Raw genomic sequence first — 13,061 nt, 5'->3', positions numbered from 1 at the left:
GAAATCATTCAATACACTTGGTACATCAAAACCTCGTTTCGCAAAGTTAATATGGTGAAATTGATCAAAAAGTGCATTTTATCACAAACATCAAAAACATTGATATAACGTTACAACAAATGTCATAGAGAGTGAGAGATACAAGAAGTTTGAGATAAAATAACAATATCCTTTAGATAGGGGACTAAAATATGATAGGAACAAAAGAGTTAAAGGTAATGAAAGATGCTTAGGTATGATATGGTCGTAAGGAAGGAGTAATACTCTTAAAGAAATTGAAAAAAGCAATGTTACTATCCAAGAGCGGGAAACCAAATGTCAGAAATAAAGAGCCTTAAAAGAATAAAAGAAAAAATAAATAAGAGAAAACCATCATTAATTATTCAGTGGTGGTATTCAGTTAGTGCTGTTTAGCTGAAAAACATATTTTTTTAATTTATGGAGGGTTAATAATGCAAATTCCAGATAAAGCAAAGAAGGTATTTAAAATAGCTTTGCCAGCTATTGGAGAGTCTTATCTTCAAAGCTTGCTTGGAGTGGTTGACTCTGTTTTTATTGCTCAATTAGGCTTGCTTGCTATAAACTCTGTAGGCATTACCAACATTTTTAATAGTACTTATATTGGAGTATTTGCGGCGCTTTCTGCAACGCTCTCGGTATTTTTATCTAGAGCGTTTGGAGCTAAAGATATGAAACGAAGCAAGTCGGTCATTTTTCATGGTTTTTTAATCTCTGTTTCAATAGGTTTGATTTTCTCAATAATTTCTATATCTCTTTCTGAAACATTGCTTAATTTAGTGGGTGCAGATGAAGAACTAAAGAATAGGGGAATAAACTACTTTAAAGTAGTGCTTGGTCTTACTCCATTCATTGCTCTTTTTACTGCTCAATCCGCAGCATTTCGGGCGATTGGAGATACAAAAACACCCTTACGAATTGGGCTAGAGATGAATGCAGTTCATGTAGTCCTTGATTACTTTTTAATTTTTGGAATAGGCTCATTTGAAGGATTAGGTCTTGAAGGTGCAGCAATTGCGATGATTTTAGCAAGAATATATGGATTTCTTCGACTGTTTATTAATTCTCAACGAATACCATCAATTGCATTAAAAACAAGTGACTTTAAGGTAATGGGAAGTTTACTTAGGAGCATGACTAAATTTGCCGTACCTGCAACACTCGAAAGATTATCCATGCGTTTAGGACAAGTAATCTATTTTGGTTTAATTGTTCGAATGGGAACTGATGCGTATGCTACCCACAATATTGCAGGTAATCTTACAACTTTTGCGAGTACAATTGCGGGCGGGTTTGCTGTGGCAGCGAGTGCTCTAATCGGGCAAGCAATTGGCGAGGGGAAGACCGAAGATATTAAAGAATATAGAAGATGGAGCTATATACAATCAGCCTTCTCCATGACGATTATAACTGCATTATTAGCAATTTTAAGCCCATTAGTGGGCAAATTATATACGCATAATGATAGTATTTTAAATTTGTTGTTAGTTGTTCTAATTATTGATACCATCTCTCAGCCCTTTCTAGCTTCTGTTACGGTTGATACTGCGGTAGTTCAAGCAGGAGGAAATAGTAAGTTTCCAATGATAGTTACCTTTATTGGTATTTGGGTTATCCGTACTTTAGGTGTTTACATATTTGCATGGAAATTAGGATATGGATTGCCTGCTGTTTGGATAGCTATTGCATCAGATAATGCTTTACGGGCAGGTCTATTTTTCTGGTATCGAAAGAAACGACAAGTGATTAAAAATTTAATATAAAAATTTTGTAACACCTATTAAAATGAGATGTTTTTTATCAAGAAACATCTCATTAATATCTATTCTTTAAATTTTAGCAATCTTATTGCATTTAGCACCTGTATCACTTAGAACAGCCATCCAAAGTGTTAGCGAATCCGTAAAGATCAAGACAAATGCTATGGCTTTAAAAATGATATAGAAGCAAATATTATAGTTTAATAATCGTTAAAAATTTTCTACTTAACTTCATTGTGTGAAGAAGTTTATCTAGATTATCAGCCATTAACACGATATCTGCAGTTTCTATTTCGGTATCAGATCTTGCACAACCCATAGCACTACTTATAGGTGCTTTGTTTTTTGTTCTATCAACAGATTAGTAAAGCACGTAGTCCTTTTACGTAGCCTAATATTTAAAAATAGAATATGGTATTATTTGTTTAAAACGTATTTAATAGTGAGGTTATTGTTATGCATGAAAAAGATTTTGAAATGATTGAACTGGAACTGGCCATCCTTATTCGTCGTTCAACTTTTGTTACTTCCAATAAAAAATTTGGGAATCTTGACCGCTCTGCCTATTTGTTACTGCGTCGGATAGCCGGTACTGGAGCTGTGGGAATGAAAGTTCTTGCTTGCGAATTTCAGCTAGATATCTCTACCATCAGCAGACAAGCTGCTGCTTTAGAGCAAAAAGGATATTTGTATCGAACTCCTGATCCATTAGATGGAAGGGCTTATAATCTCCAAATTACTGAACTTGGAATAAATGTATATAAAGAGCATAAGCAAGCACGTTTGGATAGATTAGTTGAGGTAATTAATGATTGGTCGAATGAGGAGCGTGAAGTTTTTGGTCAGCTTCTAAAAAAATTCAATCAATCTTTGACTTAGCTTTTACCCTTATTTATATGGAAAATCATTAGAATAACAGATTTGGTGCTGAGAGAAAATTCTTCAAGAATAGAACCATTATTTTGGAAGAGAGTTTTATATGAGAGGATTTATTGCTCTTTTTTAAATAAACCTTTTCCTAAGTAAGTAATTTTGACGATGAAACAATTTTTAGCAAACGCTTCAAACGAAAATGCTAGCATTTGGTATCAGACTCTTTGGGGAGAAGCAGGACGTGTCAGTGCAAGTGTACGGCTTTCTATTACCGAGATGCCATCATTGCCCAAGAATAACTCGCTACATGGAACAATCCTTCAGAAGAATAGCAAAACGTGCGCTGGATAGAAGAATTAAGGAATATTTTATCTTCCTACACAGCAGTTTACAAATTACAAGTTATGAGTTTTAACTCCCATGCCATCCCATTCAGGTTTATATAATAACTTAAAGAACGGGTTCCATTTTTGGAAATCCGTTCTTTTGGTTTTCTAATTAAACTAGTTTTCCAATACTTACAAAGTATCAACAAAATGCTTCATTCGTTTAGCTGTTAGTTGGACTTGAGTTGCTTAACTATCTAGTTTTATCATCATAACTCATAGTTTCTTCTTCATCGTTTTCTAAAGAATTCTGTATTGTCTCCAAACTTTTTTGAATATGAGACCGCATATTTTCTTCGGCTTTCAAAGAGTCTTTTTTATTGATTGCAACCAAAATACTTTCATGATCATCAATGAAATCTGAGAAGTCTTTAAAATGTATTTTTAAAAACCTATTTCTGATAAATAGCGATTTTGTTTTAATTAAATTACATAATTGAATTAGTTGTTTATTGTGAGATGAAAGGTCAATTAAATCATGAAATTCCTGGTTCAAATTTGTTAGTAGATCTGTATTGTTTGCACGTAAAGCGTCTTTAGATTCTTGTACCACTTTATTTAATCTTGTTAACTGTTTGTCCGTAATGTGAAGAGTTGCTAGTTTAGCGGCTAGGGACTCAAGGCTTTTTCGACATTCATATACATCGAAAATGTCCTGGATACTAGGATTATAAACAAAAATCGTTTTATCATTTCGAATGAGCAATTCATCTTTTAATAACATTTGAAAGGCTTCTCTAAGCGTACCTCTACTCACCCCGATATTTTCTGCAATCCTGGTTTCGACTAGTCGTTCACCAGGTTGAAACTCACCATTCATAATCATATCTTTGAGAATCTGATAAACCTGATTATGAAGTAGTTCTGCTTTTTGTATTTTTTTCAAAATGCCCACCCTTTTCATAAAACTTTTAGTAAGTTATTACTTTTTAGTTTACATTAAAAAGCTTTAATTTTCACAAAAAATGTTTACGGTTAACCGTTGACAATAGAAAAAAATGGAATTACTATAGAAATAGTCAGAAAATTCTTTCTATAAAGGAGAGATATTTAACGGTTACTATTAATTTTTGCTAGACTTGTACCAAACCTCAAGATATCAATTCTCAAAGTAGGTGGAAAATATGGAGAATGAAAAAAGACAAGGACCTTTAAATGGATTAAAAGTTTTAGAGTTAGGGAGTTTAATTGCAGGACCTTTTGCGGGGAGATTAATGGCGGATTTTGGAGCTGAGGTCATTAAAGTAGAACCGCCTGAAAAAGGGGATCCAATTAGAAAATGGAGAATGCTTCATAATGGAACTTCATTATGGTGGTACGTTCAATCACGGAACAAACAAAGTATCTCTCTTGATTTACGTCAAGAAGAAGCTCAAAAAATTATTAGGGAATTATCAAAAGAGGTTGATATTATAATAGAAAACTTCAAGCCTGGTACTCTTGAACAATGGGGAATCGGTTACGAAGATCTAAAAAAGATCAACCCACAAATCATTATGGTCCGGGTTTCAGGATATGGTCAAGATGGTCCATATCGCAATAAACCCGGGTTTGGAAGTATTGGTGAAGCAATGGGAGGAATTCGATATTTAACAGGTTATCCTGACCGTCCACCAACACGAGTTGGAATTAGTCTTGGAGATTCGGTCACTGCCCTATATGCAGTTATGGGGGCTTTGATGGCAGTCTATCATAGAGACCAGTCAGAAGGAGAAGGACAATGTATCGATGTTGCACTATATGAATCTATATTTAGTTTAATGGAAAGTACTGTTCCAGAATATGATCAATTCGGTATGATTCGGGAAAGAACTGGCAGCACTCTTCCAGGAATTGTTCCATCTAACACATACCTATGTAAAGATGGAAAATACATTGTTATTGGTGCAAATGGAGATGGCATTTTTAAAAGATTAATGGATGCATTAGAAAGACCTGATTTAAGGGATGATCAAAGGTACTCTTCAAATGATGGACGTGTAAAAAACGCAGAGTTTTTAGATGAAGTTATTGGTGGCTGGGCAAAAGAACATAATTTAGACGAAGCATTGGAAGTGCTAGATACTTACAAAATACCAGCAGGCTCCATTTATAATGTTGAAGATATGATGAATGACCCCCATTTTCAAGCCAGAGAAATGATTTACGATATGGATGTTGAAGGGCTTGGAAAATTAAAGGTACCAGGAATTGTTCCAAAATTAAGCAAAACTCCTGGTAGTATTCAGTGGGCTGGGCCAAGAATAGGGGAACATACTGAGAAGGTATTAAAAGAAAAATTGGGAATTTCAGATAAGAAATATAATGAATTAGCAAATTCAGGAGTAATTGCTGGTGAGAAAAAATTGAATTTAAAAAATTTAGGGAGCTGATTTCATGAATTTACCTAAACGTGTTGAAATTATTGAATCAGGACCAAGGGATGGAATACAAAATGAAAAGAAATTAATTTCGACAGATTTAAAATTGAAATTAATTAATGCCTTAAATGAGACTGGTATTAAAAGAATGGAGGCCACTTCCTTTGTTTCTCCAAAGCATGTTCCTCAAATGGCTGATGCAGAAATGGTTTTTCGCAACATTAATAAAAAAAGAGATATTCAATATATGGCACTAATTCCAAACCGAAGAGGGTTTGAATTAGCGATAAATGCAGGAGTAACTAGCCATGCCTTGTTTGTGGCGGCTAGTGAGGCATTCAATAAAAGGAATGTGCGAATGTCAATTGATGAATCACTACAACAATTAGTATCGGTTGTAGAAGACGCAAAAAGTATGGATATGTTTGTTAGATTTCATATCTCTACGGCCTTTCATTGTCCTTTTGATGGATTTGTTTCAGAAGAGGCGGTATTAAAAATCGTAAAATCGTTAGATGCACTTAAAGTAGATGAAATTGTATTATGTGATACAACAGGACGGGCTAATCCAAAACAGGTTTATCAATTGTTCAATAATACATTAGACCTTGCACCTCAAGCTAAAATTACTGCCCATTTTCATGACACATATGGTCTGTCAAAAGCGAATACTCTTGCGGCTTTAGAAGCGGGAGTTAGTTCGTTTGATTCATCAATCGGAGGATTAGGGGGGTGCCCATTTGCTCCAGGCGCTGCAGGAAATGATTCAACTGAAGATTTAGTATTTATGCTTCATGAGATGGGAATCGAAACAGGAATTGATTTAGAAAAATTAATGCAATGTGTGGACATCATCAAAGAAATGACAGAACGTAATCTGACCGGTCACCTATATAAGGTAAAAACAGGATATTCCAATGTGTGACAAGGGTTTAAAAGTGTTTACCATACATTTGCTGTTAAAGAAATGTAAACGTTCTCAATTGATGAGAGCTCTACTAAACAGTGAGATTGAAAAAGTTGATATTTAGGCGAATTGTGAATGGGTCATAACCAGATTCGGTTCTATAAAACGTTAATAAGAGGAGAATGTCTATGGCGATATTAGGGTTTTTAATGATTGCAATATTCCTATATTTAGTTATGACAAAACGAATGAACGTATTAATCGCATTTGCACTCGTACCAATTATTTTTGCACTGATTGCCGGTTTTAGATTGGAAATCGGTGAAATGATGCTTGAAGGTGTTAAGAAAGTAACACCAACAGGGGTAATGATTGGATTTTCAATTTTATATTTTGGATTAATGATTGATAGAGGATTATTTGATCCACTGATTTCTCGACTGATTAAATTTACAAAAGGAGATCCACTAAAAATAGTAGTGGCAACTGCCATTATTACTTTACTCGTTGCATTAGATGGAGATGGTTCAGCTACTTTTATGATCACTATTACAGCGCTTCTTCCAGTTTATCAGAGGCTTGGAATGAGCCGACTTGTATTAGCTGGGGTTGTTGCATTAGGTGCTGGGGTAATGAACATCATTCCTTGGGGAGGCCCTCTTGCAAGAGCGATGGTTACACTTAATGCAGATACATCACAATTATTTAACCCACTTATTATTCCAATGCTTGCGGGGATGGCTTGGGTCGTGGTTGCTTCTTACATTCTTGGAAAAAAAGAACGTAAGCGTTTAGGTATTATTAAAGTCATAAATGATGATGGAGGCGGTTTAGAAGAGATAGCAGCTACACTTGAAGGTGGTCTTCCGAAACTTTATTGGTTTAACTTGGTATTAACAGTCCTATTAATTACAGTGTTAATTATGGACATCATACCAGCACCAATTTTATTTTTGATTGCATTTGCTATTGCGTTATTAGTGAATTATCCAAAAGTAGAAGACCAGCAAAAGCAAATCGCCGCACATGCAGAGAGTATGGTAATGGTTGTAGCGACAATTTTTGCTGCAGGAATTTTTACGGGGATTTTATCAGGAACAAAAATGATAGATGCAATGGCTGTTTCCTCAGTTGCAATTATTCCTGATTGGCTTGGGGCGCATCTCCCTATATTAGTGTCTATTGTAAGTATGCCTCTTAGCTTAATTTTCTCTCCTGATGCGTTTTATTATGGAGTTCTCCCAATTCTTAGTGAAGCAGGGGCAGTATATGGTGTAGATCCAATCGAAATAGGTCGTGCAGCTTTATTAGGAAATGCAACAACAGGATTCCCAGTAAGCCCATTAAACCCATCTGTCTTTGTGCTTTTGGGACTAGCTGGAGTTGACCTTGGTGATCATCAGAAACATATTTTCTTTTGGGCGTTTGGAACAACTATTGTTATGACCATTGTAGCTTTGTTAACAGGGGTAATTTCATTTTAAAGTAACGGAATAAACTTCTTGAAACTGCAGGCATTTATTTATCATGATAAAGGAATCTCCAGTTAGTAGGGTTGAAGAACTGATGAGATTGGAGATTTGCTTTTTTAGGGGGAGAAATATGAAGAAAAGAATTCGAATTGGATCTGGTGCGGGATATGCTGGAGATCGAATCGAACCAGCCCTAGAATTAATCGAAAAAGGTAATTTAGATTACATCATTTTTGAGTGCTTGGCAGAAAGAACCATTGCTCTTGCTCAACAGGAAAAAGTGAAAAATCCAAACAAGGGATATAATCACATGTTAGAAGAACGAATGGATATGGTGCTACCTCTTTGTAAAGAGAAAAACGTAAAAATGATTACAAATATGGGTGCAGCAAATCCTCTTTCTGCAGTAAAGAGGGTGAAAAAAATCGCTGAGGAAAAAGGTATTCAAAATTTGAAAATTGCTGCTGTTACAGGTGATGACGTATATACGAAAATAGGAGAATACCTGGATCAAAAAATACTAGAAACAGGAGAAATGCTAAAGGAAATAGAATCCACAATCATTTCTGCAAATGCCTATATTGGAATGACAGGAATTATAAGTGCACTAGCAAATGGTGCTGATATTGTCATTACAGGACGAGTTGCAGACCCATCTTTAGTCATGGCACCACTTGTATATGAATTTGGCTGGGAGAAAACGGACTACAAGCTTCTTGGAAAGGCCACAGCTGTAGGTCATTTACTTGAATGCGCAGCGCAGGTAACTGGAGGATATTTTGCAGAACCTGGCTATAAAGATGTACCTGATTTATGGAACGTTGGTTATCCAATCGCGGAAGTACAAGAGGATGGCAGTTTTTCCTTAAGTAAGCTTGATGATGCAGGTGGAATTATTTCCCCCGCTACTGTCAAAGAACAAATAGTTTATGAAATTCATGATCCATCTAGTTATATGACTCCAGATGTAATTGCGGATTTTTCTCAAGTTCAAGTGAAAGAAGAAGATGTTAATAAGGTTTCGATTACTGGAGTATCTGGTAGAGAAAAAAGTGGTTATTATAAAACAAGCGTGGGTTACAAAGATGGATTTATCATAGAGGCAGAAATAAGCTTTGGTGGGTCAGGTTGTATAAAAAGAGCACAACTTGCAGAAGAAATCATCAGGAAACGGTTGGACTATAAAAATATACAGGTAGAAGAGGTAAGAATTGATTATATAGGTGTCGTATCATTATATTCTGATTCCATTTCAAGTAAGTATAATGAAACCAGTCATTCTGAAGTAAGATTACGGGTAGCGGCAAGAACATTGGAAAAAAGGGAAGCTGTTGCGGTTGGTAAAGAAGTGGAGGCACTTTATACGAATGGACCTGCTGGCGGCGGGGGAGTTCGCATTCAAATAGAAGAAATTGTATCAATTGCTTCTATTCTAATTCCTAGCAATGCTATTAATATAGAAGTAACGTATGAGGAGGTAGAAACGGTTGAAGCTAAAGGAAATCGCTCATTCAAGGTCAGGTGATAAAGGAAATATCTCAAACATATCTGTTATCGTTTACAGTATGAAAGATTACGAGATGGTGAAAGAAATCGTTACAGCAATTCGAGTAAAAGAATACTTTGGAGAAATTGTAAAAGGTGACGTTCAAAGGTACGAACTTCCCAATATTGGAGCTTTAAATTTTGTAATGCAACAGGCTTTAGGCGGTGGTGTAACACGATCTCTTTCAATAGATCGTCATGGGAAAACCTTAAGTTCGGCACTGTTAGATATGGAGATTGACTTAGAACCTAAACTCAAATAATTTTTATATAGTTTTCCTGATTTGGTTATTTTAGACTATGGCATTGAAAATAGTGTAAAGAGTTATAAATTAGATGTTTTCTTGAATTTATAGGTTGCATTGATTGGGGAAGGATTAACGCTTATTTTAAAGAACTTATCGTACTAAGGGAAGGTTAGTAGTACACGCAATACTAAATTCCCTTTTTGGAGATTATATAAAAAACAAAAGAACGGATTCCTAAAAAAGGAATCCGCTCTTTTATATTACTAATTTACTTATCTATTCCTCACAAATTATCAACAAAATGTTTCATTCGTTTAATCGCTTCTTGTAGTTGTTCTAGTGAAGAAGCGTATGAACAGCGAATATGACCTTCGCCACTTTCTCCAAATACATCGCCTGGTACAACAGCTACGCCTTCTTTGAGTAATAATTGTTCAGCAAATTCTTGTGAACTTAGCCCGGTTGATTTGATGGAAGGGAAAGCATAAAACGCACCTCCAGGAACATGACATTCTAGTCCAATTTCATTTAAAGAACTGACAATATAGTTTCGACGTCTTTTATAACTTTTTACCATTTCATCTACATCTGGTCGTCCATTTTGGAGTGCATCAATCGCAGCATATTGAGACATAGTCGATGCACACATTAATGCATATTGATGCAACTTTAACATCGCTTCTGAAATTGGAGCAGGGGCGCAAACAAACCCAAGACGCCAGCCAGTCATTGCAAAAGCTTTTGAAAATCCAGAAACTAAAATGGTTCTTTCTTGCATATCTTCAATGGCTGCCATACTTGTATATTCTTCATCATATGAAAGCTCTGCGTAGATTTCGTCTGCGATGATGAGTAAATCGTGTTTTTTTGCTAAGTTTGCAATTTCTTCTAATTCGCTCTTATTTAGCATGGTGCCAGTAGGATTATTAGGCGAACATAGCATAATGGCCTTAGTTTTATCAGTAATGACTGCTTCTAGTTGGCTAGGCAGGATTTTAAAGTCATTTTCTTTTAATGCTTGAACTTGAATTGCTACACCACCTGCTAATGTCACCATGGGTATATAAGAAACAAAGCATGGTTCTACTACAATAACTTCATCACCTGGATCTAAAATGGTTCTCATGGCAAGGTCGATGGCTGAACTTGCACCAACCGTTACGATAATTTCATGCGCTGGTGAATAGTCTACTTTAAATTGGTTTTTCATATAAATGGCAATTTCTTCGCGTAGCTCCATTAAACCGGCATTTGGTGTATAAGATGTGTAGCCTTGTTCGAGTGAACGAATTGCTGCTTCTCTTATATGCCAAGGTGTGACAAAGTCAGGTTCACCCACACCTAGGGAGATTACTCCTTCCATTCCTGCTGCTAAATCAAAGAAACGGCGAATGCCGGAAGGTTTTAACTCATTCGCCATTTTAGATACATAATTACTTTTCATAGAATTCATTAAGGTGACACCACTATTCTTGGATCTTTTTTATCTGGTTCAAAGATGATTCCGTCATGTTTATATTTGTTCAATATAAAGTGAGTAGTTGTCGAAATAACAGAATCTAGGGTAGAAAGCTTTTTGGATACGAAGTTCGCTACTTCGTTTAATGATTTGCCTTCTATAATAACTGATAAATCGAAAGCACCAGACATTAAATAGACAGATGTTACTTCATCGAAACGATAAATTCTTTCAGCAATATCATCAAATCCAACGCCTTGTTTTGGTGTTACTTTTACATCAATCATTGCTCTTACGCCTGGATGCTGATCGACTTTTGTCCAATCTATGAGAGATATATATTTCACAATTACATTATTTTCCTCAAGTTTTTTGATAGACTGTTCTGTTTCTTCCACGCTTAACCCAATCATTTTAGCCAAATCTGTAGTGGCTAAACGCGCGTCTTTTTCTAATATTTCAACAATTTCCAATTCTTTTTCGGTTAATTTCATGGAAAGACCCCCATATTTTTAAATAATATTATTATAGCAAAATTTTAACTATTTTAAACTAGTTAAAATAAAGTATTTTAGGTGTTTATAGTTTTAGTTAGGATTTATTTAGATAAAAACTATAAATATGATTGGAAAAACAAACGTAGCGGATTTTAATAGACAAGGGTAGGGAATTAAATGAAAATGAATATTCGTTTGAGATAGATTTGGACCACAAATTATTAGAAATTCATTGCGAATTCAAGTCAATTAAAATAGATTCTAACAAAAAGCCTGAAGATCACGTTATGTGCATCTATCTTCAGGCTTTTTGTGTGGAAACCTTAGATTAGACGATTCAAAATGATTTTCATAAATTTAATACAGGGTGGGTTAAACTATTCAGTTCGATACAATTAAATGATTACTTTTTCCGTTGTAGACTGGGGTTCAATACTTTTCCTTAAAAGTACTTTACTAAATACGGATGCTAAAACTTGTTGGAACAGCATTCCAAATACCACTGGCATTGCTACTTTGCTAGGAAAATATGTTGTCGCCACAATTACACCTATCGCAATATTACGCATCCCTCCAGTAAAGACGAGGGTAGTCATTTGAGGATAATCCTTTAAAACAAATCGTCCAATGAGCAATGCAAACAAGTATCCTGACACAGCCATGAATAAAACCAAAAGAATAATGCCTAGTAAATGGAGGTTGATATCTTTTAAATAAGGAGCAATCGCACTACTATTAATCATAATAACTAAAAACAAAGATAGTTTAGAAAATGGAGCTAGTTTCTTACCAATTTTCTTTGGTATTTCGCCATGTGAAAATTCATTGACGAATATTCCTATAATTGTTGGCAAGACAATCATTAAAACTAAATCAATTACAAGTGATGCAACATCTAAATGAATCATTTTCCCTGAAACCGTATGTAACAATAAGGGCATGACCAATGGTGAAAGTAGCGTATCGATTAAAATAATAGATAAACCTAAAGGTAAATGACCTTTACAAATTGAAATCCAAATAACGCTCGTTACACCTGTTGGTACAGCAACGGCTACTACAAAACCAACAGTTAATAGGTGGTCATGGAAAATAACCGTAGATAAAAAGTAAGCCCATAAAGGCATCAAAATATGTAAAAAAATGATGGTGAATAAAATAAGAAATGGATGCTTGATAAAGACTTTTGCATCTTTAAATTGCATCTTTAAACTACCGGAAAATGTCATAAAAGCAAATAACCAAGATACTAGGAATAATAAATGCTGTCCGACATTTTCTAACAAAACCCCTACAACTAAACTAAGAGGCGTTAAAATTGCTATGTACTTTTGAAAAAACGCATTCACTTTTTCTAACATTATAAAACCTTCCTTAATATTTTTCCCCAATCATACCACATTCTTAATTAGTAAACATTATTAACTATTCATAAAATAATGGGGCTATTTTTCATTATTTAAGAGAGCAAGGGAAAGGTAAGAAAGTCATTATATTAGACTTAGTAAAAAAATATTAAGTAAATTATTTTAATTT

At 34.9% G+C, this 13,061-nt stretch carries 11 protein-coding genes and 1 pseudogene; 7 read left to right on the top strand and 5 right to left on the bottom strand.

Features of this window, described 5'->3' with window-relative positions:
* The first annotated feature begins 452 nt into the window (after positions 1-452).
* On the top strand, positions 453-1,781 hold the full coding sequence (locus tag ACWV26_RS10905) for an MATE family efflux transporter (protein WP_455894788.1): 1,329 nt from the start codon (positions 453-455) through the stop codon (positions 1,779-1,781).
* Positions 1,782-1,847: 66 nt separating this feature from the next.
* Here the strand turns inward: ACWV26_RS10905 and ACWV26_RS10900 are convergent.
* A pseudogene (locus ACWV26_RS10900) lies at positions 1,848-2,115 on the bottom strand (heavy metal translocating P-type ATPase); the annotation flags it as partial.
* Between the two features lie 119 nt (positions 2,116-2,234).
* Here ACWV26_RS10900 and ACWV26_RS10895 point away from each other — a divergent pair.
* The gene (locus tag ACWV26_RS10895; protein ID WP_455894787.1) at positions 2,235-2,657 is read left to right on the top strand and encodes a MarR family winged helix-turn-helix transcriptional regulator; all 423 of its coding nucleotides are present in this window, start codon (positions 2,235-2,237) and stop codon (positions 2,655-2,657) included.
* A 573-nt stretch (positions 2,658-3,230) separates the two neighbouring features.
* On the opposite strand, the gene ACWV26_RS10890 is transcribed toward ACWV26_RS10895, so the two are convergent.
* A complete protein-coding gene (locus ACWV26_RS10890; RefSeq protein ID WP_455894786.1) occupies positions 3,231-3,923 on the bottom strand; it encodes a GntR family transcriptional regulator in 693 nt (230 codons plus the stop codon).
* Between the two features lie 238 nt (positions 3,924-4,161).
* Between ACWV26_RS10890 and ACWV26_RS10885 the strand changes: the two genes are divergently transcribed.
* The 5 genes from ACWV26_RS10885 to ACWV26_RS10865 all read left to right on the top strand — a co-directional run bounded on the left by ACWV26_RS10885 (position 4,162) and on the right by ACWV26_RS10865 (position 9,584).
* Positions 4,162-5,409, top strand: a complete 1,248-nt coding sequence (locus ACWV26_RS10885; RefSeq protein WP_455894785.1) for a CaiB/BaiF CoA transferase family protein — start codon at positions 4,162-4,164, stop codon at positions 5,407-5,409.
* A 4-nt stretch (positions 5,410-5,413) separates the two neighbouring features.
* Positions 5,414-6,322, top strand: a complete 909-nt coding sequence (locus tag ACWV26_RS10880; RefSeq protein WP_455894784.1) for a hydroxymethylglutaryl-CoA lyase — start codon at positions 5,414-5,416, stop codon at positions 6,320-6,322.
* Positions 6,323-6,492: 170 nt separating this feature from the next.
* Positions 6,493-7,788, top strand: a complete 1,296-nt coding sequence (locus ACWV26_RS10875; RefSeq protein WP_455894783.1) for a CitMHS family transporter — start codon at positions 6,493-6,495, stop codon at positions 7,786-7,788.
* 118 nt (positions 7,789-7,906) lie between these two features.
* Positions 7,907-9,301: an acyclic terpene utilization AtuA family protein gene (locus ACWV26_RS10870; protein ID WP_455894782.1), complete on the top strand. Its 1,395-nt coding sequence runs from the start codon at positions 7,907-7,909 to the stop codon at positions 9,299-9,301.
* On the top strand, positions 9,264-9,584 hold the full coding sequence (locus ACWV26_RS10865; protein WP_455894781.1) for an AtuA-related protein: 321 nt from the start codon (positions 9,264-9,266) through the stop codon (positions 9,582-9,584). The genes ACWV26_RS10870 and ACWV26_RS10865 overlap by 38 nt, the downstream gene beginning before the upstream one ends.
* A gap of 268 nt (positions 9,585-9,852) precedes the next feature.
* On the opposite strand, the gene ACWV26_RS10860 is transcribed toward ACWV26_RS10865, so the two are convergent.
* From ACWV26_RS10860 to ACWV26_RS10850, 3 genes are all read right to left on the bottom strand, one after another.
* Positions 9,853-11,022 (bottom strand): aminotransferase, encoded by a 1,170-nt coding sequence (locus tag ACWV26_RS10860; protein ID WP_455894780.1) that lies wholly within the window; start codon positions 11,020-11,022, stop codon positions 9,853-9,855.
* Positions 11,022-11,522: an Lrp/AsnC family transcriptional regulator gene (locus tag ACWV26_RS10855; RefSeq protein ID WP_455894779.1), complete on the bottom strand. Its 501-nt coding sequence runs from the start codon at positions 11,520-11,522 to the stop codon at positions 11,022-11,024. The genes ACWV26_RS10860 and ACWV26_RS10855 overlap by 1 nt, the downstream gene beginning before the upstream one ends.
* A gap of 398 nt (positions 11,523-11,920) precedes the next feature.
* Positions 11,921-12,886 (bottom strand): bile acid:sodium symporter family protein, encoded by a 966-nt coding sequence (locus ACWV26_RS10850; RefSeq protein WP_455894778.1) that lies wholly within the window; start codon positions 12,884-12,886, stop codon positions 11,921-11,923.
* Positions 12,887-13,061 lie beyond the last annotated feature (175 nt).

Source organism: Rummeliibacillus sp. JY-2-4R, assembly GCF_053847205.1.
Note: the sequence above shows the minus strand (reverse complement) of the source record. Positions and strands in the feature narration are given on the sequence as shown.

Coding starts and splice junctions, on each gene's coding strand:
- ACWV26_RS10860 (WP_455894780.1), bottom strand. CDS start 11,022: ATGAATTCTATGAAAAGTAATTATGTATCTAAAATGGCGAATGAGTTA.
- ACWV26_RS10850 (WP_455894778.1), bottom strand. CDS start 12,886: ATGTTAGAAAAAGTGAATGCGTTTTTTCAAAAGTACATAGCAATTTTA.
- ACWV26_RS10855 (WP_455894779.1), bottom strand. CDS start 11,522: ATGAAATTAACCGAAAAAGAATTGGAAATTGTTGAAATATTAGAAAAA.
- ACWV26_RS10885 (WP_455894785.1), top strand. CDS start 4,162: ATGGAGAATGAAAAAAGACAAGGACCTTTAAATGGATTAAAAGTTTTA.
- ACWV26_RS10870 (WP_455894782.1), top strand. CDS start 7,907: ATGAAGAAAAGAATTCGAATTGGATCTGGTGCGGGATATGCTGGAGAT.
- ACWV26_RS10880 (WP_455894784.1), top strand. CDS start 5,414: ATGAATTTACCTAAACGTGTTGAAATTATTGAATCAGGACCAAGGGAT.
- ACWV26_RS10875 (WP_455894783.1), top strand. CDS start 6,493: ATGGCGATATTAGGGTTTTTAATGATTGCAATATTCCTATATTTAGTT.
- ACWV26_RS10895 (WP_455894787.1), top strand. CDS start 2,235: ATGCATGAAAAAGATTTTGAAATGATTGAACTGGAACTGGCCATCCTT.
- ACWV26_RS10905 (WP_455894788.1), top strand. CDS start 453: ATGCAAATTCCAGATAAAGCAAAGAAGGTATTTAAAATAGCTTTGCCA.